The following is a 20,289-nucleotide window of genomic DNA, read 5'->3' on the forward strand; positions in this document are numbered from 1 at the left end:
CTTTTCATTCAGCACGCCGAGGATACCGTGTCACAAGCTTCTTTCCTGAACCGGCAGGGGCTTAATCTGCGCCCCGATCCAGCGCGAGTCATCGTGCGGCCCTTCAAGCCGGCAACCGAACCCCGCGACCTGAACCCGACCGACAAGATGCGTGCAAATCATATCGTCGACCGGGTTCTTGCGCTCAGTTCGGAGGCCGTTGCAGTTCAGCTTGCGGATGTGCTCGACAATTTCCAGGGGCGACATCGTAACCTCCTGGAGCGGTTCGAGACCCGAGCGGATGAAATGGAGGACGCTTTCGCCACGCATGGCGTCTTCTCGAAGACGCAGCGCCAGCTGATTGGTGCCTATTTTCTCAGTGAGTATTCGTTCGAAGCCTCTGCCTTGTTCAACCCCAGCATCGTCCCGCACCCCGATCAATCGGGGGCACCGAAGGGAGGTTCGCGATTCATCGTCAGCCTCCGGGCCATCGGCGAGGGGCATGTGTCGTCACTGACGTTTCGAACCGGAACGATTGCGGCTGACGGAAGCCTGGCCGTCGATCCGACGGCGCGCCTTGCCTCGGTCCCCCGGATCAGCCATCGCGTATCCGGATCGGACGGCGACCGTGTGGAACTGGTGTTCAGGCCCGAGGAAGACCTCAGCGAGCGGGTCATCTTTCCCGTGACCGAATCCCAATCCAACGGCATCGAGGATGCGCGCTTCGTCAAATTCAACGACGGTGATCGGGCGATCTACTACGCGACCTATACGGCCTATAGCGGACGTGCGATCCGGTCTGAATTGATCGAGACCAGCGACTTCATGTCGTTTCGGCTAACGCCTTTGCGGGGGGCTGCAGCCCACAACAAGGGCATGGCGCTGTTCCCACGCAAGATCGACGGCCGCTATGCCATGATCGCGCGACAGGACAATGAGAACCTGTATCTGGTCTATTCGGACGACCTCTACACATGGGAGGGCGGCCGGGTGCTTTTGAAACCGCAATTTCCCTGGGAGTTCGTCCAGATCGGCAATTGCGGGGCACCCATCGAACTTGACGAAGGTTGGCTGCTGCTGACGCACGGTGTCGGCCCGATCCGGAAATACTCGATCGGAGCGGCTCTGCTCGACAAGCGCGACCCGTCCAGGGTGCTGGCTCGCTCGGCCGAGCCGCTGCTGCGGCCTGAACCGTCCGAACGCGAAGGGTATGTCCCCAACGTCGTCTATACCTGCGGTGCGATGAGGCACAATGACCAGATCATCCTGCCATATGCCGTGTCGGACACCTTCTCCAGCTTTGCAACGATCAGGATTTCCGCGCTCATCGAAGCGATGCGCGGCTGAGCGCGGTTGTCGCGGTCGTTGACGTCAACTCCGTGTGTCAACAGGTCAGAGGTGCCGTCATGGTCCGCGAAACAACCTACGTGGTGCAGGCGTTCAACGCCGGCAAGGGTGGAAATCTGAAGGCCGACTCTCCCATCGTCTGCAAGTCGGAAAGCGGCGCGCTGCGCACGGCGGAGAGACTGGCCTTGAGCAAACTCGGCGTCGTCGCGTTCTCGTCCAGCGGCGATCCCGAAATGGGTGACTATGACGATGAGCCTACGGTGTTCTTCCGAAAGGGCGAGCTTCCGGCTGGTTTCGACTGAGGCCCTGATCGTGGTCGAGCAGATATTGGCGGAGAGGCACAGATGAACGAGCGACTGGACATATTGAAGAAGGCCCGCGATCGAATGATCGAGGACAGGGACACGCATGCGAAGGTGCTGGCCGCTCCCTTTGATCGCGACAATGCCGAGCGAGCACGGAACAAGTTTGTCGAGCTTCAAACGCTGATCGATGCCCTGGACCGCGCAATCAGCGCAGAAAAGCCGGCCTCGGCATAGGACCGAAGCGAGTGAAGGGCGGGACTGGCGGACATTTCAACGCAGCACCGCTGTGGCAAGCCGGCGGCCGCCACGGCTCGCCCTATTGCTGTCTCGCCCATTCGACGATCGCCGCGGCATCGGCGCCCGCCTGCGTCTCCCAGGTGGCGATCGCGGGCGTTGCCGCTTTCCGGAGCGCGGCGACGAGGGACGCCGGCGCCGGCTCGGCGATGCGGACGCCGTTGTCGCGCATGCGCGCATAATTTTCGATGGTGCGATGGGTCAATAGCGCGAATTGGCTTTGCTCGGTCTCGGCCGCCGCGGCCAGGACCTCGCGCTGCACCGGCTCGGACAGTTCGGCAAATGCGTCGCTGCGGACGAAGGCGATCGAGACCGGCATCGCGTAGTTGATCGCTGTGAAGTAGGGCAGGAAGTCCCAGAGCTTGCGTCCCGCGCCGCCGTCGCCGGAGGTCAGGAACGCATTCAGCCGGTGCTCCCTGAGGCCAGCGAGTGCCGCGTCCATCGGCAGGAACTGTGCATTCGCGCCGGCCGCGCGCATGACCTCGCCGGAGTTGGCGTCGTAGGCCCGCAAATTCAGTCTCGGCAGGGCGTCGGCGCCTTCCAGCGCATGGTCCGACCAGAGGCCCGTGGCCGGCCAGATCGTGACGTAGAGCAGCTTCAGGCCGCGCGCCGCGAGCGCCTTCTCGTAGAGCGGGCGCGCCCGCAGATTGGTGGCGCGGGCGAGGTCGACGGACTGCACCAGAAAGGGCAGGGTGGACAATCCGAGCACCGGGTCGAGGCCCGAAAGCGCGCCCGCGAAGGCGTCGCCGCCGGCGATGCGACCAGCCAGCGCGGCGCGCGGCATTTCGCCCGAGTTGATCTTGAGCTCGTTGTCGAAAGCGCTAGCTACGGTCACGAAACCGTTTGTGCGCGCCGCGACGCGATCGGCGAAACTGGTGAGCCCGATCCCGGAAATGTTGTTTTGCGGATATTCCGTGGTCATCCGCCAGTTGACTTGCGCCATGGCGGGCGCGGCGGACAGGACGAGGGCTACGAGGACGAGGATCGCGCGGATCCCTGGGGCGGGGCAGCGCATTGGGAGAAGCGGGTCAAACAGCATATATTGGCAACTCGTCGAACCATGGCACGATGCCACAACATGGCAGATCATCTTGTTGCATGCCGCGCCGGAGCACGCCACAGCGATGCTTGGGCACGGCTGACGCGAACTGCATCACTCATCATCGCCGCACTGCTCGTCTCGGCGACACGGGTGGCGGCGTGGGACAGTTCGCCCGCGAAGACCAATATTGCTGTCCCCAGCGTCGAGGAGCTTGCGATGCCACCGGCGAGTCCGGTCGCTGCGCGCGAGAGCGATACGCGGGAATCGATCTGCCTGATCGTCGAGGCCGCCGCACGGGATGCCAATCTGCCGCTGGAATTCTTCGCCCGCGTGATCTGGCAGGAAAGCCGATTCCAGGCCGATGCCGTGGGACCCATGACGCGCAGCGGCGAGCATGCGCAGGGGATCGCGCAGTTCATGCCGGGCACTGCGAGCGAGCGCGGGCTGCTCAATCCCTTCAACCCGGTGCAGGCGCTGCCGAAGTCGGCCGAATTTTTGAACGAGCTGCGCAACCAGTTCGGCAATCTCGGCTTGGCCGCAGCCGCCTATAACGCCGGGCCGCGCCGGGTGCAGGAATGGCTCGCCGGCACCGGCGGCATGCCGGAGCAGACCCGCAACTACGTCTATGCCATCACCGGCACGAGCGTTGACGCGTGGGCCAAGGCAGGAGCGACCGGCAAGGGACCGCCGAGTTCGCCGCCGACGAGCTGCCGCGATCTCATGGCGCTTCTCAAGCGCGCGCCGAATGCCTTCGTCGCCGAGCTCGAACAACATGTCGAGCTCGCTGCCGCAAAGGTCTGGGGCGTACAGCTCGCTGCCGGCTTCGACCGCAACAGGGCGCTGGCGATGTATTCCCGCGCCGTCACGCGGCTGACCGCGGTGATCGGCGAGCGCGATCCGAGCCTGCTAAGCTCGGTGATGCGCAGCCGCGGTACGCGCGCCTTCTACCAGGTGCGCATCGGCGCGGACACGCGCAGCGAGGCGGATGATCTGTGCAACCGCATCCGCAAGGCCGGCGGTGCCTGCTTCGTGCTGAAGAACCGGGGTGTGAGCGGGTAGGCGCGTCTGCCCGCGCGCGCATGCCAGCCCCGCCGCGCGCTTCCTTGACGCCAGCCACGGCATTGCCCGTTATGCGGGCACGATTCCGCAATCCGGCCAAAGACTCCCGTGGCGCTTCCTCCGCTCGATTCCCCTCAATGGCAAAGTTCCTGGCGCGCGTTTGCGTGGGGACTGCGTTCGATCACGCAGACGATCCTCACGCTTGTCCTGTTCGCGACCTATCTCGGCATCGGCGCGCTCGCCCATGACACCCATTTCAGCCTGCTCTGGGCGCTGTGCTCGACGCTGTTCGTCTGGGCGGGCCCCGCGCAGATCATTCTGATCACCACGCTCGGCTCCGGCGCGACCATCATCCAATCGGCGATCGCGGTCACCGTCAGCGCGATCCGGCTGTTTCCGATGGTGGTCTCGGTGCTGCCCCTGATGCGCACGCCGACGACCAAGCGGCGCGAGCTGTTCTTCGCCGCGCATCTTACGGCGGTGACACTGTGGGTCGAATGCCATCGCTTCCTGCCGCAGGTGCCGCGCGAGCGGCGCATCGCCTTCGTCAACGGACTTGGTTTTGGTCTGGTCTCAGTGTGTCTCACCGCCAACACGGTCGGCTATTTCCTTGCCGCCAACCTGACGCAGACGCTCGGGGCCGCGATCCTGATGCTGACGCCGCTGTCGTTCCTGTTCTCGACCGCGCGCAACAGTCGCGAGGTCGCCGACGTCGTCGCGCTGACGCTCGGGGTTCTGCTCTATCCGCTGGCCGCGAAGATGAACTCCGGGCTCGACATTCTCGTCAGCGGTTTGGTGGCCGGCACGATCGCTTATGGCGTGCATTGGTGGCGGGAGGTGCGCGCATGAGCTTTGCGCAGCTCATCGGCGACTGGCACGCACTCGTCGTGCTGTTCGTTGCGGGCGTTGTTCCCAACCAGATATGGCGCATGCTGGGCCTGTGGTTCGGCGGCGGCATCGACGAGGGCTCGGAGCTGCTGGTCTGGGTGAGGGCGGTCGCCACCGCCATCCTGGCCGGCGTCATCGCCCAGATCGTGGTGGAGCCGCCGGGGGCGCTCGCCAGCGTGCCGGACGTCTTGCGCTATGGCGCGGTCGGCGCAGGCCTCGTCGCCTTCCTGCTGACCCGCCGCTCGATCTTCGCAGGTGTGGTGACAGGCGAAGTCTTCATGCTGGCCGGAAAGTGGTGGTTAGGCTAAAACCACCGGCGAACAGCAAGGAACTGGAAATATGGTTCGCGAAAACGAGCTCCGCGAGGGCGAGGTCGCCATCGAGCTGCCGTCGACGGAGGATGCCGGCCTCGTCTTCATCGGCCGCATCCGCACGCCCTGGACCTCGCGGATGGAGACGCCGCGACAGGGGCGTCAGGACGGCCCGGTGTGCCGGCTCGAGATCTTCGAGCCGTTCGTGCCGGCCATCAAGGGCGTCGATTTCTACAGCAATCTCGAGGTGCTCTACTGGCTCGACAAGTCGCGCCGCGACATCGTCCTGCAAAGCCCGAAGAACAACGAGAAGACCCGCGGCACGTTTTCGCTGCGCTCACCGGTCCGGCCCAACCCGATCGGCACCTCGATCGTCAAGCTCGTCGGCATCGAGGGCAATGCCATTCTGGTGCGCGGGCTCGACTGCATCGACAACACGCCGCTGATCGACATCAAGCCAGATCGTTGCGAATTCACGCCGCTGGCCGCCCCGCAGGCAGGGGATTTTCAGTCGGAGTAGTTCGTCATTCCGGGGCGTGCCGAAGGCACGAGCCCGGAATCCATCGGGCAACAGAGACGGTGGTGAAGTGGATTCCGGGCTCGCGCTCCGCGCGCCCCGGAATGACGATGCGCGGCAATCAGCCCGCCTTCAACGCCGCGATCAGCTTGGCCGCGTTCTCTTCGAGGACCTTGACGTCTTCCTTGCGGCTGGCGGGTGGCAGCATGGCCACGCCGTCGTGGCGCGGCATCACGTGCATGTGGAGATGAAACACCACCTGGCCGCCGGCGGGCTCGTTGAACTGCTGCACGGTGATGCCGTCGGCCTCGAACGCTTTCATCGCAGCGGCCGCGATCTTGTGCGCGCCCCGGGCGACGTGGGCGTAGTCGTCAGGCTTGATGTCGAGGATGTTGCGGGCAGGGGCCTTCGGGATCACCAGCGTATGGCCCGATACCCGCGGCATGATGTCGAGGAAGGCAAACACATGCTCGTCCTCATAGACCTTGTGGCAGGAAAACTCGCCGCGCAGGATCTTCGCGAAGATGTTGTTGGGGTCGTAGGCGGTCATGGCGGCGGCTCCTCGAATTTTGCGCTTACTGTCATCAGCCGTGGCAAACCGTCAAGGCGCCTCGTCGACGCCTTTGCGGAACGGGCCGAGCTCGGCCAGCTCCCGTCCGGCCTCGGCGACATAGGCGCGCTCGCGCTTGAGGTAATCGTCGATGGCGCGGCGCAGGCCGGGATCGGCGATGAAGTGGGCGGAATGGGTCGTCCGCGGCAGGTAGCCGCGCGCGATCTTGTGCTCGCCCTGCGCGCCGGCCTCGACGTTGTCGAGGCCGTGTTTGATCGCGAAATCGATCGCCTGATAGTAGCAAACCTCGAAATGCAGGAACGGATGATGCTCGACCGCGCCCCAGTTGCGGCCGAACAGCGTATCCGAGCCGATGAAGTTGATCGCGCCCGCGATCCAGCGGCCGTTGCGGCGGGCCATCACCAGCAGCACGTCCTGGCTCATGGTCTCGCCGATCAGCGAGAAGAATTCGCGCGTGAGATAAGGCCGGCCCCATTTGCGCGACCCGGTCTCCATGTAGAATTCGAAGAAGGCGTCCCAGGCATCCTCGGTGATGTCGCTGCCGGTGAGCCAGTGGATGGTGATGCCGGTGGCAAGCGCATCGCGCCGCTCGCGCTTGATCGACTTGCGGTGGCGCGAATTGAGCGTGGTGAGGAAATCGTCGAAGGTCGCAAATCCCTCGTTATGCCAGTGGAACTGCTGATCGGTGCGCTGGAGGAAGCCGTGTCCGGCGAGCCGCTTCCACTCCGTCTCACGCGCGAAGGTCACGTGCACCGAGGAGGCCTTGCTGACGCCGCACAGCGCCACCAGCCCGCTTGCAAGCGCTTCAGCGATGCGCTCGCGATCCACGCCGTCGCGGACCAGCAGCCGGGGCCCTGTGGCCGGGGTGAAGGGAACCGAGACCTGGAGCTTCGGATAGTACCGTCCACCGGCGCGCTCATAGGCATCCGCCCAGCCGCGGTCGAAGACGTATTCGCCCTGGGAATGCGATTTCAGATAGCAGGGCACGACCCCGGCGACGCGGCCATCGACCTTGGCCACCAGATGCCGCGGCCCCCAGCCGGTGCGGATGGTTGCTGAACCCGATTTCTCAATCGCGGATAAAAACGCGTGCGAGACGAACGGGTTATAAGCGGGTTTTGAGAGGCCGAGGGAATCGCCTGGAAGCACGGATGAAGTTCCCGCGCCATACCCGTTGCAAGCCTTGTCGGGATTGGCACAGGCGTCCCAATCCTCGGCAGATACCTCGCCAATCGAGGGTACAGCCTCGAGTGTGATTTCAGATGATGCCATCGTGCCCAAGATCGTGCATTGCAGCAGCGACTTCAAGAGGCGGGAACCGAGCTCTCTCGTGCCCCAGACGCATCGCAGCGCGCAGCGGTGCAGAGCCGGGGCCCATCTCTCCGAATAGCGTGCCGCCTTCTGGATCCCGGCTCTGCACAGCAACGCTGCGCGTTGCAGCGCGTCCGGGACACGAGAGCAAGCGCTGTGCAACAGGTGTTCCCCCTACGGGACGAACCCCTCAAAGATCATCTGATCCGCATATTGTCCGACCCGCGTCCGCTGCTCCGGGGTGCGCACGGTCCAGCCGAGCAGGGCGCAGCCGAGGACGTTGCGGGCGATCCAGGGGGCGGGGGCCGGCAGGTGGTCAACCTTGAAGGCGACGAAATGCGGCTGGGTCTGAAAGCCGTGGCGCAGGTACAGCATGCTGTCGCGCTGCGCCTGCGTCAGCTTCGCCCAGTACTCGTCCTCGTAGGTCCGCTGCGCAACGATGCCGCGCGGGCGGGACGGCAACAGCTCACGCAGCGCCAGCACCTGGTCGGGATCGAACGACATGCCGACAGCGGGCCCCTGATAGGACGCCAGCACCTCGGCCATCCGCTTCACCAGCTTGCGGTCGCCGCCAAAATGGCTCTTCACCTCGATCACCAGCGGCACGCGCCCGGCGACCATGGCGCAGAGATCGGACAGCGACATCATCCGCTCGTCCGTGTCCTTGAACTTGACCGCCTTCAGCTCGGCCGCGGTCTTCTCGACCACCTCGCCGGTGGCCTCGGTGAGACGGCCGAGCGCGTGGTCATGGTGCACCATGGCCTCGCCGTCGGCGGAGAGCTGGATGTCGACCTCGATCGAGAAATTGCCCGCGATCGCAGCCTGCACCGCGCCCGGCATGTTCTCGACGACACCGCGGGAAATGTCATGCAGGCCGCGATGGGCGACCGGCCGGGCTGTCAGCCAATCAGGAGCGCGCAACGCCGTCAGCTCCGTGTCAGGCGACCTCGAACACGCCTTCGACCTCGACCGCCGCATCCGCGGGCAGCGAGGCGACGCCGACGGTGGTGCGGGCATGGCGGCCCTTGTCACCGAAGGCGGCGACCATCAGGTCGGAGGCGCCGTTGAGCACCTTCGGTCCGTCCAGGAAGTCGGGTGCCGAGTTGATGAAGCCGCCGAGGCGCACCACGCGCACGACCTTGTCGAGGTCGCCGAGCGCCGCCTTGACCTGGGCCAGCAGGTTCACGGCGCAGCCGCGCGCCGCTGCGGCACCGTCCTCGATCGAAACGCCGGCACCGAGTTTGCCCTTGGCGATCAGCTTGCCGGCGGGGTCGAAACAGACCTGGCCGGAGACGAACAGCAGGTTACCGGTGCGCACGAACGGCACGTAATTGGCGACAGGGGTAGGGGCCTCGTGCAGCTTGATGCCCTGTTCCGCCAGTTTCTGCTCGACCGTGCCCGCCATGTTCGACCTCGTTGTCCAAATTTCATCCGCCCGGCTGCGTCCATTTGGAGGCCGGGCGCGCCCTGTTTCGCCCATCGTGCCGTCACATGCAAGCAACCGGAGCGACTGCATTTTGTTGTGGCCAGGCAGCAGGTTCAAGGCGGGGGCCGCAACTTTACGTGAAACGGCCTCAGTTGCGACGCAATGGAACGGTCATTAAAATGTCGAATCTGCGCTTTCCCCAGGGATGACACATGGTGCACCTTTTCCGGACTTCGCTCGGTGTGATGGCGCTCGCGGCGGCTGCTTTCGGCGCAGGCGGTGGAGCGCAGGCGGCCAGCGGTCCGTTCCTTGCGCACCAGGCGCTCTACGACCTCAGCCTCGTCAAATCGCGCTCCAATTCGATCAACAGCGCGCGCGGCCGCATCCTCTACAATTTCACGGGGAGTTCGTGCGAGGGCTACACCTCCGAATTCCGCCAGGTCTCCGAGCTCGACAGCGGCGAGGGCAAGATCACGCTGAGCGACCTCCGCTCCAACTCCTGGGAGGACGCCGCGGGAAAAAGCTACCGCTTCAAGATCGAGACGCGGATGAACGAGGCCGATGCCGGCCGGGTCGACGGTTCGGCCGAGCGCGACGGCGACCACATCAACGTCAAGCTGAAGCTGCCGGCGCCGAAGAATTTCACGCTCGACGGCAAGATCGTGTTCCCGACCGAGCAGATCCAGCGCATCATTGCCGCCGCCAAGGACGGCAAGTCGTTGCTCGAGCTGTCGGTCTATGACGGCTCCGACGACGGCCAGAAGGTCTACAACACGCTGACCGTGATCGGTCAGCCGATTCCCGCCGACCGCACTGCTTCGCCCGATGCATCGACCACGGACGAGCACATGAAGTCGCTCAAGCGCTGGCCGGTTACCGTCAGCTATTTCGACCGCGAGTCCCAGCAGAAGGAAGGCGAGCAGACGCCGGTCTACGCGATGGCGTTCGAGCTCTACGAAAACGGCGTTTCGCGTCAGCTCGTGCTCGATTACAACGATTTCGTGATTTCCGGCGCGATGGGCAAGTTCGACGCGAGGGACAGCAAGCCCTGCAATTGAGGGGCGAGACTAGCCCTCCGCTCGCTCTCCGGCTACGCTTCCTCCCAACCACAAACCCGGGAGGCAAGCACCATGCCCAAGCTCGACCATCTCCGCCCCAGCGGCCTGCATCACAATCCGGCCTATTCCCACGTCGTCACCGCTTCCGGTGCGCGTACGATCTACATCTCCGGCCAGGTGTCGGTGGACGAGGAAGGGCGGATCGTCGGCGAGGGCGATATTGCCGCGCAGACGACGCAGGTGATGCAGAATCTCGGCCATGCGCTGAAGGCGGCCGGCGCGACCTACGCCAACATCGTCAAGATCACGACCTTCGTGGTGAACTACAAGCCGGAGCTGCGCCCTATCATCGGCAAGGCCCGCTCGGCCTTCTTCGAAGGCATGGAGCCGCCGGCCAGCACCCTCGTCGGCGTCTCCGCGCTCGCCGCGCCGGAATGGCTGATCGAGATCGAGGCGGTGGCCGTCGCGGATTGATCCGACCGTGGGATGGGTAGAGCGAAGCGAAACCCATCACCCTTGTTGCGCAGGAAGAGCTCGATGGGTTTCGCTTCACTCTACCCATCTTACTTTGCTGCGGACATAGCTCGCAAAACAGCCATCGCTTCATCGGCCCTGTCGGCAGGTACGAAAAGATGATCGTGGTGGAAGGCCGACACCGCATTCACGCTGATGCCGGCTTCGGCCAGGCGGGCCGTGACCGCAGCCAGGAAGCCCACCGCATCGAGCGCGGAGTGTACCGTCAGGGTGATCAGGCGCGAGGCGAACGCGTAGCGTAAGCCTGACGCCTCGGCTTCTTCGCGCAGGATCACCAGCGTGGTTCCTTCCTGCTCGCGAAACGTCAGCAGCGGGTTGACCGCTGCGGGAACGGGCTCGTTGGGTGGGATCGTGCAAAACACGAAGGTGCCGTCCAGCAGCTCCGGCTTCATGTTTCTCAACAGCGCGTCGAGGTCGCGTTCGCCTGTCACGATGGCCAGCCTCTCAGCGCGTTCGGATGCGTACAGCCCTTGCGAAACCGATCAGCGGCGGAACCTGACAGGGGCCTCGCCAACATACCTTTGTATATCTCTTCCAATCCTTCTCATACGCTGACCTTACGCTGGTACAATTGAGCGACGGCCGGAGATTCTTACAATTTGAGTCTACTCGGGTCACTGCGAGGAAGCTCAAATGAACGTCATGATTGGAAAGCTCAACGGCCTGTGGCACCTCATCGTCGGGTCTTGTCAGATCCGAACGCCGTTCCTGGCGAGTCAGGATCGGCAGTTGGTCATTCAGTATGCCCGGCGTGTCTATCCGGGTGCACGGATCTTCGAACGCGACTGAATTGAGCAGGACTCGATCATTCCTGCTGTCCTGTTTCAGGGCCATCATACGCGATGCCGCGAATGACGGCGGAGTTGCCGAACTTCTTGCGCAGACTGTCCACCGCGCGCTCGGCATGCGCAGCACGGCGGTCGAGCATGTCGGTGTCGTCGGCGGGCGAGCCTTCGCGCAGCGCGCTGACGCCGGCGCCCATCAGACGGAACGCGGTGCCGTCGATCTCCTTCGCCAGCATCTCGCGGCAGATCGAGAAGATCTTGGCGGCAAGCTGCGTCGGGCCTGCGATCGACTGCGAGCGGGTGCGCTGGCGGAAATCGGCGGTCTTCAGTTTCAGCGTGACGGTCGAGCCGGCAAGCTCGCTGCTCTTCAGCCGCGACGACGTCTTCTCGCAGAGCCGCCACAGGATCTTCTCCAGCGTCGCGAAATCGCGGATGTCGGTCTCGAAGGTGGTTTCGCTCGAAATCGTCTTGGCGCCACGATCGGGCTCGACGCGGCGGTCGTCGATGCCGCGGGCGAGCCGCCACAGCCTGCGGCCATCGCTCGGAAACTGCCGCATCATCTCGATCTCGTCGGCCTTTTGCAGGTCGGCGATGATGCGGAAGCCGCGCTGCACCAAGCGCTCCTGCGTGGCCGGGCCGACGCCGAAGATGAAGCCGACCGGCTTCTCCGCCAGCATCAAACGGGCTTCCTCCTGATCGAGCGCGGCAAAGCCGCGCGGCTTGTCGAGGTCGGAGGCGATCTTGGCCAGGAACTTGTTGCAGGACAGGCCGACCGAGACGGAGATGCCTATGTCGCGCTCGATGTTGCGCGCGAACCGCGCCAGCACCTTGGCCGGAACCATGCCGTGCACCCGCTCGGTGCCCGAGAGATCGAGGAAGGCCTCGTCGATCGAGAGCGGCTCGACCAGCGGCGTCAGCGCCTGCATGGCCTGGCGCACCTCGCGGCCGACACGGACGTACTTGGCCATGTCGGGCGGGATCACGGTCGCGTGCGGGCAGGCCTCGAGCGCCCTATACATCGGCATGGCCGAGCGGACGCCATAGGTGCGGGCGATGTAGCAGGCGGCCGACACCACGCCGCGCTTGCCCCCGCCGATGATGACGGGCTTGTCGGCGATGTCAGGATTGTCGCGCTTCTCGACCGTCGCATAGAAGGCGTCGCAGTCGATATGGGCGATGGTCAGGCCTGCGAGCGCGCGGTGGCGGACGAGGCGAGGGGAACCGCAGGCGGAGCAGCGCCTCACGCCCATATCCAGATCGGCCAGACAATCCCGGCAGAAGCAGCGGGGTCCGGCCGTATCAGGGACGGTCACGGCACGTCGCGCTCCCAGGAGGGGTCGCCGAGCGCGTCGCCCAGCACCTGCCGCGCCGCAGCAACGTTGGTCGGATGCAGCTCCGCGGTCGAGGCAAAGGCCTTTACGGTGGCGTCATCGCGCATCACGAAATCGAGCACGCTGAGGAGGAAATTCGGGTCCGAGGCGGCATTGCGCAGGGTCTCAGGACCGACGCCTGTCTCAGCGAGGAACAGGCCAAGCCGCTCCGGATCGCCGGCCACGAAGGAGAGCGCCTGAATCGCAACGATTTCAGCGACTTCGCGAGGGTTGTGAACAGGCTTTTTCAAGGGTTCGGTTTGCCTTTCCGTTAACTTTCGGTGTCTACTTTGAAACCATCATGCCCGAGTCTCAAGACCGCCGACAAGCAACCGGAAACCACATCGCAGAAAGTCGGCCCTCGGGTTTAACGAAACTCAAGCGAATCTGAGGCTAGTTTGAATCCAGTTTTCGAAGCGCCGGCGAGCGGCGCCTGAGGCGTCACATGTATAGGGCTTCGTGCCAATCAGGAGGGCGGGATGGCTAAGACCGTCCTGATCGTGGAAGACAACGAGCTCAACATGAAGCTCTTCCGCGACCTGTTGGAGGCGCACGGTTACCAGACCTCCGGCACCAGCAACGGCTACGAGGCGCTCGACCTCGTTCGCAAGATGCGGCCCGACCTCGTGCTGATGGATATCCAATTGCCGCAGGTCTCGGGCCTCGAGGTCACGCGCTGGATCAAGGACGATCCGGAGCTGCGCGCCATTCCCGTCGTCGCGGTCACGGCGTTCGCGATGAAGGGCGACGAAGAGCGCATCCGCGAGGGCGGCTGCGAGGCCTATTTGTCCAAGCCGATCTCGGTCGGCAAATTCATTGAGACGGTCCGGCGTTTTATCGGATAGGAAGTGAGTTCAAAGTGTCCGCGCGTATCCTGGTTGTCGATGACGTTCCCGCCAACGTCAAACTCCTCGAAGCTCGCCTGTCCGCCGAATATTTCGACGTGATGACCGCCTCGAACGGCACCGAAGCGCTGGCGCTGGCCAGCCGCGCCGAATGCGACATCATCCTGCTCGACGTGATGATGCCCGACATGGACGGCTTTGAAGTCTGCCGCCGTCTCAAGACCGATCCGGCGACGCACCACATCCCCGTCGTGATGGTCACCGCGCTCGACAGCCCCGCCGACCGCAATCGCGGGCTGGAAGCCGGCGCCGACGATTTCCTGACAAAACCCGTCTCCGACGTCGTGCTGATCGCGCGCGTGCGCTCGCTGACCCGGTTGAAGATGATGACCGATGAGCTGCGCATGCGCGCCATCACCTCGCTCGAGATCGGCATGCAGGCGCCCGAGCGCAGCGCCGTGGCCGACACCGGCCGGGGCGGCCGCATTCTGCTGGTCGACGACCGTCAGTCCTCCTATGAGCGGCTGGCGACGATCCTCGCCGCGGAGCACACCATCGACGTCGAGCCGAACCCGACGGAAGCGCTGTTCCACGCCGCCGAGGGCAATTACGACCTGCTGATCGTCTCGCTCGACCTCAACAATTTCGACGGGCTGCGGCTGTGCAGCCAGGCGCGCTCGCTGGAGCGCACGCGCCACGTGCCGATCCTGGCGATCGCGGACCCCGAGAACTCGACGCGGCTGCTCCGCGGCCTCGAGATCGGCGTCAACGACTATTTGCTGCGCCCGATCGACAAGACCGAGCTGCTGGCCCGCGCCCGCACGCAGATCCGCCGCCGCCGCTACACCGATCATTTGCGCGACAACGTGCAGAACTCGATCGAGATGGCGATCACGGACGCGCTCACCGGCCTGCACAATCGCCGCTACATGGAGAGCCATCTGGCGACGCTCGCTGACCAAGCCTCGACCCGCGGCAAGCCCCTGGCGCTGATGATTCTGGACATCGACTATTTCAAGTCGATCAACGACAATTACGGCCACGACGCCGGCGACGACGTGCTGCGCGAGTTCGCGGTGCGCGTGCGCAAGTCGATCCGCGGCATCGACCTGGCCTGCCGCTACGGCGGCGAGGAGTTCGTCATCGTGATGCCGGAGACCGATCTCCACGTCGCCGGCATGGTCGCCGAGCGCCTGCGCCGCTCGATCGCGGGCGAGCCGTTCGCCGTCCACAAGGGCACCAAGCGCATCGAGGTCACGATTTCGATCGGCCTCACCACGCTGGAGCAGAAGGGCGAGGCGGTCGCCGACGTCCTCAAGCGCGCCGACACCGCGCTCTACCGCGCCAAGCACGACGGCCGCAATCGCGTGGTGTCGCAGGCGGCGTGAGGCCGCTTGCAACAAAAACTGCGAAAACAACCCCATGCACAGTAGCCGGCGTTAGTTGGATCAATGGCTTATGCGGGTAGAGCTGGGCGGCCTAGGCCGATTGCCCGGGCGTTTGACACGTCGGGCAAAACAGGAGCATTTTGATAGGATCGCGAATTGGTCCTGACGTGTAGTCAGGTGTCGTCGCTTCCCCCCAAGCTCCACTGTCATTCCCCGCGAAAGCGGGGAATCCAGTACGCCGTGGCCTCTCGGTTCTAGCCTCGCTGTCTCTGGAATACTGGATCACCCGCTTTCGCGGGTGATGACACCGAGTGATGCGGCAGCAGTGCTCAGTGCGGCGTGCGCTTGCTGTGCGTCGCGGTTTGCTTCTCCCCATCACCCACATCCACCCCCGCATTCCGCAGCAGCACCTTCGCCGCTTCCTTCGCGGCGCGGGCCATCGCGGGGTCGTCGCGCACGAGGTCCTGCGCGATCGAGCCGTCGACCAGGAGCACGAGCTGTGTCGCGAGCGCATCCGCATCCGCAACACCTAGCTCGTTCAACCGCTCGCGAAACCAGACGCGGCGACTTTCCTTGAAGGCGATTGCGATTTTCTTCACGGCGCGGTCCTTTGGGCCGAGCTCGGCGACCGCATTGACGAACGGGCAGCCGCGAAAATCCTTGGCCGCAAAGCGCCGCTCCAGCGAATCGAAGGTGCCAAGAATTTGCTCGGCCGGGGGCTTGTCGGAGGGGCGCGGCTTGACGAAGCGCCGCTCCAGATAGGCCGCGATCAGCGCGTCCTTGGAGGGGAAGTGGTTGTAGAGCGTGCGCTTGGAGATCCCGATCTCGGCCGCGATGGTGTCGACGCCGATGGCGCGAATGCCTTGCAGATAGAACAGCTTGTCGGCGGTCTCGAGGATCCGCTCCTTCATCGTCTGTGGTGTGGGCGGGGGAGCCATGCGGCAGCGTGCGTCCTGTTCGCTTGACAGCGTGCACCTTTCATAGCCTAAGTACACAGATCTGTGTAACTAAAAACATCGAGAATTGCAGACGCCGGCGCGCGCGTCGCGCCGACGAGGGAGAAAAATATGCCCCTGTTGCAGGTCCTGCGTCCGACATTGCCCATCCTGATCGGCGCCTCGATCATGCTGACGCTGAGCATGGGGCTGCGGCAGAGCCTCGGCATCTTCATGCAGCCTTTGACGCATGACATCCACATTTCGATCTCGGATTTCACGCTGGCGCTGGCCGTGCAGAACCTCGCCTGGGGCTTTCTCCAGCCGCTCGCCGGCGCGATGACGGTGCGCTACGGCTTCCGCCCGATCATGATCGTGGGCGCGCTGATGTACATCGTGGGCCTCATTCTGATGGCGACCGCGAACGGGCTCGTCAGCATCATGATCGGCGCCGGCGTGCTGATCGGGACGTCGCTGGCCTGCACCGCGGCCGCGATCGCGATGTCGGTGGCGGCGCGCGCGGTGCCGGAGACTGTACGCTCGACCGTGCTCGGCATCGTCTCCGGCGCGGGCTCGCTCGGCGCGCTGTTGTCGGCGCCGCTCGGACAGATGCTCAACGAAGGATTTGGCTGGCGCGTCGGGCTCGCCGGTTTCGTGATCATGTCGGTGCTGATGATCCCTGCGGCCTGGTATGCCGGCCGTGTCGACGCGATTCCGCTGCCGAAGCCCGCCGCCGACGACATCGGGGATGCCACCGCCGCGACGGCTGCGAAGACGGCGTTCGGCAACGCGTCCTTCGTGGTGATGACCTGCGCCTATCTCGTCTGCGGCATGCAGCTCGTGTTTCTCACCACGCATCTGCCGTCCTATCTGGCGATCTGCGGCCTCGATCCGATGCTGAGCGCGCAGACGCTCGGCATGATCGGCGGCTTCAACGTGCTGGGCTCGCTGTTCTTCGGCTGGGCCGGCCAGCGCTGGAACAAGCTGGCACTGCTGGGCGGCATCTACATCCTGCGCTCGCTCGCGCTTGCCTGGTATTTCATGCTGCCGGCGACGTCGTTCTCGACGCTGCTGTTCGGCGCCATCATGGGCTTCCTCTGGATGGGGGTCGGCCCGCTGGTTGCCGGCGCCGTCGCCGAAATGTTCGGCCTGCGCTGGCAGGCGATGATCCAGGGCCTCGCCTTCATGAGCCACCAGATCGGCAGCTTCCTCGGCGCCTACGGAGGAGGGGTGCTCTACGACACGCTCGGCTCCTACACCATGGCCTGGCGCATCGGCGTGGCGCTCGGTCTGGCCGGCGGCATCATCCAGGTCGCATTCGCGCTGATCCGGCCGTCGCAGCCGCCGTCGCCGGTGCTGCGGACGGCGTAGCGGGGCGGTGCTCGCGAACGTCAGCTTGGGAGCTTGCCGCGGACGCCGTGCTGTTTCGTCGTGATGGCCGCTTGTGACCCGCAGCTTGGCGCGCGGACGAACTTTTCTCCGGCTGTGACGTTGCAACAATCCATGATCCTGCAGGCGGATGGCGCGTCGTCGCGTGCGCCATCCGCTCCTCCACATGGGCCTTAAGCTTTCAGGTCCGTGATCCGCATAATCGCGACCACATTCCCGTCGTTGTACGCCTGTTCTTTTGTTTCCTTGTTGCAGGTCCAGACAAAATTCTTCTTGCCCGTAAAGGTCTTTCCGTCCTGCTCAAGCCGAAGCTCCCCTTCGGTGATATGGCAGATCATGGCATTCATCATCGGGGGCCCCATGGTCTTCGCCCCCGGCTGCATGATGACATCGCGCATTGAGACGGTCTTAAAACCTGGGATCAGGGATGGTGTCTCGCCTTCATATTCACGCACCACGACACCTGGCCAAGGCGTCATATCCTTGTAGCCTGTGGCTTGAGCGGCGGCTGGCTTGACCATGGCAGCCGAAGCCGCTGCCAACGCGATTCCCAGTGCGGACCTTCGATCGATCTTGCTCATCGCTTTCTCCCGACGTTACCGAACGAGCCGCCGCATAAGCAGCGCGCAAAGTTCGTGGTGAACGGTGGTACGAAACCGAAAAAGGAACGGCTTCTAAGAGAGCGTGTGCTTGCCGATGGCACCAGTGCTGCTCGTTTGCCCAGACGGGTGATTTCGGCACATCCCACTTTAAGGGCAACGACATTCTACGTCACCTGACGAGTCTGGGGAACATGTGAAACGAAGTCTCTGCCAGGCCCACGGGAAGGTCCGGATTTGGCCCAAGCGGTCGACCCGGCATGTCCGCTAGATGTCCGCTCCTTGGGGGTGAAGCAGACTTGATATGCTCAGCCCGAGTTCTTCCGGGTGTGACCCATTGCGGACCTCTTGGATGCCTTCCTGCGAAGACCTACCTTGGTGCTTTGCAGTTGTTTCAAGAGCCGGAATACAATGACGCATGACAACCTCTCAGCCGCTAAGCATCGTAATTCGCATACCAGACGTGGCCCTCTCGCGTTCTGATCTGAACGCTTTATTGGGGCTGCAGGTCGACCGTTATGAGGCATCGTCTCGGAGCGCGTATGCTCAGATCGACATCGCAGATGAAGGGGATCAATGGGCCAATGCTCTCGGCTGTATTCAATCAATTCGTGCCATTATTCGACAGCTGGTTTCCGCCGGTTCGATTGGAGCGCCGAGCTTGGACGTAGCAATGGTTTTCCCGCACTCGGCACTGTCTAAGTCGCTGACGGTTCCTGCCAATCTGGCTGCGGCTGCCGGCGAAGCCGGGATGGAGGTTCAGTTGTCCGTGTATAAAACCGAGTAGAAGGTCGCCTTCTGGCCCGTTTGAGACTTGGCGAGGGGTACTAAAGATGTCCGCTCACTGGGGCTGACCAAAAGGCGTCTCGGGAGAACCAAACCGACGCGATTGACCCAAAGCCGACCTTGGAGCGCATATGTCCTTAGCGGGGCCACGACTTTCCGTAGACATCGCACAGAACGACAGCCATCTTCTGATGGCCCTGCCTGTCGGCAGGAAACGGCTGGCTGTCAATTTCTAGGCGGCTCATGAATTTAACCTCGAAATCTCGCCAGCCGTTCTCGTGCCATCCGCGCAGAAGCAGCGGCTGGCCGCGCGCATCCTGCTCTTCGTATCCGACCGAAAAGGGTTCGACCTTGTACCGTTCGCCTCGATGCGTAAACGATACTGTCGCTCGCCTTGCTATTGCCTGACAAAGTCGTGTTTTGCTCATGAGGGGCTTCGGTTCGTAGTCAACAGACCACCCCCTTCGGTAGCGCTCAAGAAGACGGACCCACCGCGACCACGGTCTCCACTTAATTCCGCACTCGATCTAGACCAGCTGTGTGAACAAATGTGATCTCGATGGCCCGCGCCATGTGAACCTTCTTTATCCTCAGAGGCATGCAACCCAAAGTAACGTGCGACGTCCTTAAGGGCAACCTGAGCAACAGACTCAACTGGCGGATATGTCCGCGATTGGCTCATAGTGGATTGCTGAGGTTCGGTCTGATGTCCGCTTTTGGCCCCGAAGCGGACTCCGCTTAGCATTGAACTGAGCAGCGGCCTTGCGGCGGGTGCGGGCATCTCCCAGTGATCGAGGCAATTTGAATTAAGTGCTTGAGCAGACCGAACTGTCGCTTGCGTAGACATGCTCCAGTGGGGCTGATTGAATGAGACTGAACCTCGGATGTAACTTCTCCCTGAGGTTAGGAACATGAAGAAGGCCGAGTACATCCCGACGAATTTCCAGCTCAGCCAGCGAGCCATCGCAAAGATCAATGAGCTCACAAAGGTATCTTCCGATGCTATGGGGCGCCTGATGGTGCCTGCGCTTTTTTGGCACGAAGAATACGAAGAGGCGACGCGAGAGACGGTAGTCTTCGGCCCGGGGTTCGGTTGGTATTTTCTCGATGAAGTGCCGACGAACCTTTTGCAGCACGTTGACGGCACGGCGCTCATTTTCGCTGTCACGTCAAAGACTGCCGTGCATTTTAAAGACAAAGTCCTCGACTATAAGGATGGCAAGAGTTTTTTTCTAGCTTCCTAACCGGTAAGCTAACTGTCTGCGTTGGCCCGTAGAGGACATCGCGCCGGTATTCGCCGACGACCGCAGGTGACCCTGGCTGTATGAAAACGCCGTGCCGCTGTATGATTCTCCCTGTGATTCTCCCGGGGGGAATTGATGAGGCGCTTCGTGGTTATGAGCGCTGGTTTCGGAGCCTGAGCGGTCGCGCGGGTATGCCGTCAGCGGCTAGTCACCTGCCGAAAAACCATCGCCTCCAGAATGATGATCGCTTCCGCCATCTATCGACGGGCCGGGGCCATCAACATCAGCCCCGAGGCCGGACGCCTT

General features: G+C 63.5%; 26 protein-coding genes. 15 read left to right on the forward strand and 11 right to left on the reverse strand.

All coding sequences use genetic code 11. The features are described from left to right. The first annotated feature begins 27 nt into the window (after positions 1–27). From AB7531_RS18735 to AB7531_RS18745, 3 genes are read left to right on the forward strand one after another with little or no spacing between them, the layout of a single operon-like run. The gene (locus tag AB7531_RS18735; protein WP_063982777.1) at positions 28–1,326 is read left to right on the forward strand and encodes a glycoside hydrolase family 130 protein; all 1,299 of its coding nucleotides are present in this window, start codon (positions 28–30) and stop codon (positions 1,324–1,326) included. A gap of 59 nt (positions 1,327–1,385) precedes the next feature. After that, positions 1,386–1,628 carry a hypothetical protein gene (locus AB7531_RS18740; protein WP_063982778.1) on the forward strand — a complete coding sequence of 81 codons (243 nt, stop codon included), beginning with the start codon at positions 1,386–1,388 and terminating at the stop codon, positions 1,626–1,628. Between the two features lie 42 nt (positions 1,629–1,670). Next, a complete protein-coding gene (locus AB7531_RS18745; protein ID WP_063982779.1) occupies positions 1,671–1,865 on the forward strand; it encodes a hypothetical protein in 195 nt (64 codons plus the stop codon). 82 nt (positions 1,866–1,947) lie between these two features. On the opposite strand, the gene AB7531_RS18750 is transcribed toward AB7531_RS18745, so the two are convergent. Continuing rightward, on the reverse strand, positions 1,948–2,964 hold the full coding sequence (locus AB7531_RS18750; protein WP_231142132.1) for a TRAP transporter substrate-binding protein: 1,017 nt from the start codon (positions 2,962–2,964) through the stop codon (positions 1,948–1,950). Positions 2,965–2,985: 21 nt separating this feature from the next. Between AB7531_RS18750 and AB7531_RS18755 the strand changes: the two genes are divergently transcribed. The 4 genes from AB7531_RS18755 to tsaA all read left to right on the forward strand — a co-directional run bounded on the left by AB7531_RS18755 (position 2,986) and on the right by tsaA (position 5,745). Beyond that, positions 2,986–4,026 carry a transglycosylase SLT domain-containing protein gene (locus AB7531_RS18755; RefSeq protein ID WP_371498030.1) on the forward strand — a complete coding sequence of 347 codons (1,041 nt, stop codon included), beginning with the start codon at positions 2,986–2,988 and terminating at the stop codon, positions 4,024–4,026. A 108-nt stretch (positions 4,027–4,134) separates the two neighbouring features. Continuing rightward, the gene (locus AB7531_RS18760) at positions 4,135–4,875 is read left to right on the forward strand and encodes an AzlC family ABC transporter permease (protein ID WP_063982781.1); all 741 of its coding nucleotides are present in this window, start codon (positions 4,135–4,137) and stop codon (positions 4,873–4,875) included. Next, positions 4,872–5,222 carry an AzlD domain-containing protein gene (locus AB7531_RS18765; RefSeq protein ID WP_063982782.1) on the forward strand — a complete coding sequence of 117 codons (351 nt, stop codon included), beginning with the start codon at positions 4,872–4,874 and terminating at the stop codon, positions 5,220–5,222. The genes AB7531_RS18760 and AB7531_RS18765 overlap by 4 nt, the downstream gene beginning before the upstream one ends. Before the next feature lie 31 nt (positions 5,223–5,253). Further along, positions 5,254–5,745 carry a tRNA (N6-threonylcarbamoyladenosine(37)-N6)-methyltransferase TrmO gene (gene tsaA, locus AB7531_RS18770; RefSeq protein WP_063982783.1) on the forward strand — a complete coding sequence of 164 codons (492 nt, stop codon included), beginning with the start codon at positions 5,254–5,256 and terminating at the stop codon, positions 5,743–5,745. A gap of 118 nt (positions 5,746–5,863) precedes the next feature. Here the strand turns inward: tsaA and AB7531_RS18775 are convergent, their stop codons facing one another. The 4 genes from AB7531_RS18775 to AB7531_RS18790 form a co-directional block, all read right to left on the reverse strand. Then, entirely contained in the window at positions 5,864–6,292 is a 429-nt protein-coding gene (locus tag AB7531_RS18775; protein WP_063982784.1) for an HIT domain-containing protein, read from the reverse strand. A gap of 51 nt (positions 6,293–6,343) precedes the next feature. Next, positions 6,344–7,585, reverse strand: a complete 1,242-nt coding sequence (locus tag AB7531_RS18780) for a GNAT family N-acetyltransferase (protein ID WP_231142130.1) — start codon at positions 7,583–7,585, stop codon at positions 6,344–6,346. Positions 7,586–7,798: 213 nt separating this feature from the next. After that, positions 7,799–8,545: a glycerophosphodiester phosphodiesterase gene (locus tag AB7531_RS18785; protein WP_063982786.1), complete on the reverse strand. Its 747-nt coding sequence runs from the start codon at positions 8,543–8,545 to the stop codon at positions 7,799–7,801. A gap of 16 nt (positions 8,546–8,561) precedes the next feature. Next, positions 8,562–9,029, reverse strand: coding sequence for a RidA family protein (locus AB7531_RS18790; protein ID WP_014494672.1), 468 nt, complete (start codon positions 9,027–9,029; stop codon positions 8,562–8,564). Positions 9,030–9,262: 233 nt separating this feature from the next. Between AB7531_RS18790 and AB7531_RS18795 the strand changes: the two genes are divergently transcribed. After that, positions 9,263–10,108: a cell envelope integrity EipB family protein gene (locus tag AB7531_RS18795; protein WP_063982787.1), complete on the forward strand. Its 846-nt coding sequence runs from the start codon at positions 9,263–9,265 to the stop codon at positions 10,106–10,108. 72 nt (positions 10,109–10,180) lie between these two features. Beyond that, a complete protein-coding gene (locus tag AB7531_RS18800) occupies positions 10,181–10,582 on the forward strand; it encodes a RidA family protein (RefSeq protein WP_014494674.1) in 402 nt (133 codons plus the stop codon). 89 nt (positions 10,583–10,671) lie between these two features. On the opposite strand, the gene AB7531_RS18805 is transcribed toward AB7531_RS18800, so the two are convergent. Next, positions 10,672–11,073 carry an ACT domain-containing protein gene (locus AB7531_RS18805; protein WP_063982788.1) on the reverse strand — a complete coding sequence of 134 codons (402 nt, stop codon included), beginning with the start codon at positions 11,071–11,073 and terminating at the stop codon, positions 10,672–10,674. Positions 11,074–11,275: 202 nt separating this feature from the next. Between AB7531_RS18805 and AB7531_RS18810 the strand changes: the two genes are divergently transcribed. Beyond that, positions 11,276–11,431 (forward strand): hypothetical protein, encoded by a 156-nt coding sequence (locus tag AB7531_RS18810; RefSeq protein ID WP_166097113.1) that lies wholly within the window; start codon positions 11,276–11,278, stop codon positions 11,429–11,431. A gap of 16 nt (positions 11,432–11,447) precedes the next feature. Here AB7531_RS18810 and AB7531_RS18815 read toward each other — a convergent pair whose 3' ends face one another. After that, a complete protein-coding gene (locus tag AB7531_RS18815) occupies positions 11,448–12,740 on the reverse strand; it encodes a DNA polymerase IV (RefSeq protein WP_063982789.1) in 1,293 nt (430 codons plus the stop codon). Next, positions 12,737–13,048, reverse strand: a complete 312-nt coding sequence (locus tag AB7531_RS18820; RefSeq protein WP_028150563.1) for a DUF3572 domain-containing protein — start codon at positions 13,046–13,048, stop codon at positions 12,737–12,739. Before AB7531_RS18820 ends, AB7531_RS18815 begins: the two co-directional genes overlap by 4 nt. Positions 13,049–13,276: 228 nt before the next feature. Here AB7531_RS18820 and AB7531_RS18825 point away from each other — a divergent pair, with 228 nt between their 5' ends. Both AB7531_RS18825 and AB7531_RS18830 read left to right on the forward strand, forming a co-directional pair. After that, positions 13,277–13,642 (forward strand): response regulator, encoded by a 366-nt coding sequence (locus tag AB7531_RS18825; RefSeq protein ID WP_008566616.1) that lies wholly within the window; start codon positions 13,277–13,279, stop codon positions 13,640–13,642. 14 nt (positions 13,643–13,656) lie between these two features. Further along, positions 13,657–15,030 (forward strand): PleD family two-component system response regulator, encoded by a 1,374-nt coding sequence (locus AB7531_RS18830; protein WP_028150565.1) that lies wholly within the window; start codon positions 13,657–13,659, stop codon positions 15,028–15,030. Between the two features lie 329 nt (positions 15,031–15,359). Here the strand turns inward: AB7531_RS18830 and AB7531_RS18835 are convergent, their stop codons facing one another. Beyond that, positions 15,360–15,968: a TetR/AcrR family transcriptional regulator gene (locus AB7531_RS18835; RefSeq protein WP_063982790.1), complete on the reverse strand. Its 609-nt coding sequence runs from the start codon at positions 15,966–15,968 to the stop codon at positions 15,360–15,362. A 129-nt stretch (positions 15,969–16,097) separates the two neighbouring features. On the opposite strand from AB7531_RS18835, the gene AB7531_RS18840 reads away from it, so the two are divergent. Continuing rightward, on the forward strand, positions 16,098–17,336 hold the full coding sequence (locus AB7531_RS18840) for an MFS transporter (protein WP_063982791.1): 1,239 nt from the start codon (positions 16,098–16,100) through the stop codon (positions 17,334–17,336). A gap of 191 nt (positions 17,337–17,527) precedes the next feature. Here AB7531_RS18840 and AB7531_RS18845 read toward each other — a convergent pair whose 3' ends face one another. Further along, the gene (locus AB7531_RS18845; RefSeq protein ID WP_014494682.1) at positions 17,528–17,935 is read right to left on the reverse strand and encodes a hypothetical protein; all 408 of its coding nucleotides are present in this window, start codon (positions 17,933–17,935) and stop codon (positions 17,528–17,530) included. Positions 17,936–18,371: 436 nt separating this feature from the next. Here AB7531_RS18845 and AB7531_RS18850 point away from each other — a divergent pair, with 436 nt between their 5' ends. Then, on the forward strand, positions 18,372–18,740 hold the full coding sequence (locus AB7531_RS18850; RefSeq protein WP_063982793.1) for a hypothetical protein: 369 nt from the start codon (positions 18,372–18,374) through the stop codon (positions 18,738–18,740). Between the two features lie 136 nt (positions 18,741–18,876). Here the strand turns inward: AB7531_RS18850 and AB7531_RS18855 are convergent, their stop codons facing one another. Further along, positions 18,877–19,167: a hypothetical protein gene (locus AB7531_RS18855; protein WP_187388030.1), complete on the reverse strand. Its 291-nt coding sequence runs from the start codon at positions 19,165–19,167 to the stop codon at positions 18,877–18,879. 483 nt (positions 19,168–19,650) lie between these two features. Here AB7531_RS18855 and AB7531_RS18860 point away from each other — a divergent pair, with 483 nt between their 5' ends. Then, positions 19,651–19,983, forward strand: a complete 333-nt coding sequence (locus AB7531_RS18860; RefSeq protein WP_063982794.1) for a hypothetical protein — start codon at positions 19,651–19,653, stop codon at positions 19,981–19,983. Positions 19,984–20,289 lie beyond the last annotated feature (306 nt).

Source organism: Bradyrhizobium sp. 63_E2_N1_3, from assembly GCF_052076005.1.
GTDB classification, from domain to species: Bacteria; Pseudomonadota; Alphaproteobacteria; order Rhizobiales; family Xanthobacteraceae; genus Bradyrhizobium; species Bradyrhizobium barranii.

What these genes read in the sequence shown, in the direction of transcription:
- AB7531_RS18845 (WP_014494682.1), bottom strand. Translation starts at nt 17,935, where the DNA reads ATGAGCAAGATCGATCGAAGGTCCGCACTGGGAATCGCGTTGGCAGCG.
- tsaA (WP_063982783.1), top strand. Translation starts at nt 5,254, where the DNA reads ATGGTTCGCGAAAACGAGCTCCGCGAGGGCGAGGTCGCCATCGAGCTG.
- AB7531_RS18750 (WP_231142132.1), bottom strand. Translation starts at nt 2,964, where the DNA reads ATGCTGTTTGACCCGCTTCTCCCAATGCGCTGCCCCGCCCCAGGGATC.
- AB7531_RS18740 (WP_063982778.1), top strand. Translation starts at nt 1,386, where the DNA reads ATGGTCCGCGAAACAACCTACGTGGTGCAGGCGTTCAACGCCGGCAAG.
- AB7531_RS18860 (WP_063982794.1), top strand. Translation starts at nt 19,651, where the DNA reads ATGAAGAAGGCCGAGTACATCCCGACGAATTTCCAGCTCAGCCAGCGA.
- AB7531_RS18775 (WP_063982784.1), bottom strand. Translation starts at nt 6,292, where the DNA reads ATGACCGCCTACGACCCCAACAACATCTTCGCGAAGATCCTGCGCGGC.
- AB7531_RS18850 (WP_063982793.1), top strand. Translation starts at nt 18,372, where the DNA reads ATGACAACCTCTCAGCCGCTAAGCATCGTAATTCGCATACCAGACGTG.
- AB7531_RS18840 (WP_063982791.1), top strand. Translation starts at nt 16,098, where the DNA reads ATGCCCCTGTTGCAGGTCCTGCGTCCGACATTGCCCATCCTGATCGGC.
- AB7531_RS18825 (WP_008566616.1), top strand. Translation starts at nt 13,277, where the DNA reads ATGGCTAAGACCGTCCTGATCGTGGAAGACAACGAGCTCAACATGAAG.
- AB7531_RS18765 (WP_063982782.1), top strand. Translation starts at nt 4,872, where the DNA reads ATGAGCTTTGCGCAGCTCATCGGCGACTGGCACGCACTCGTCGTGCTG.
- AB7531_RS18755 (WP_371498030.1), top strand. Translation starts at nt 2,986, where the DNA reads ATGGCACGATGCCACAACATGGCAGATCATCTTGTTGCATGCCGCGCC.
- AB7531_RS18745 (WP_063982779.1), top strand. Translation starts at nt 1,671, where the DNA reads ATGAACGAGCGACTGGACATATTGAAGAAGGCCCGCGATCGAATGATC.
- AB7531_RS18795 (WP_063982787.1), top strand. Translation starts at nt 9,263, where the DNA reads ATGGTGCACCTTTTCCGGACTTCGCTCGGTGTGATGGCGCTCGCGGCG.
- AB7531_RS18835 (WP_063982790.1), bottom strand. Translation starts at nt 15,968, where the DNA reads ATGGCTCCCCCGCCCACACCACAGACGATGAAGGAGCGGATCCTCGAG.
- AB7531_RS18790 (WP_014494672.1), bottom strand. Translation starts at nt 9,029, where the DNA reads ATGGCGGGCACGGTCGAGCAGAAACTGGCGGAACAGGGCATCAAGCTG.
- AB7531_RS18780 (WP_231142130.1), bottom strand. Translation starts at nt 7,585, where the DNA reads ATGGCATCATCTGAAATCACACTCGAGGCTGTACCCTCGATTGGCGAG.
- AB7531_RS18855 (WP_187388030.1), bottom strand. Translation starts at nt 19,167, where the DNA reads ATGAGCAAAACACGACTTTGTCAGGCAATAGCAAGGCGAGCGACAGTA.
- AB7531_RS18810 (WP_166097113.1), top strand. Translation starts at nt 11,276, where the DNA reads ATGAACGTCATGATTGGAAAGCTCAACGGCCTGTGGCACCTCATCGTC.
- AB7531_RS18800 (WP_014494674.1), top strand. Translation starts at nt 10,181, where the DNA reads ATGCCCAAGCTCGACCATCTCCGCCCCAGCGGCCTGCATCACAATCCG.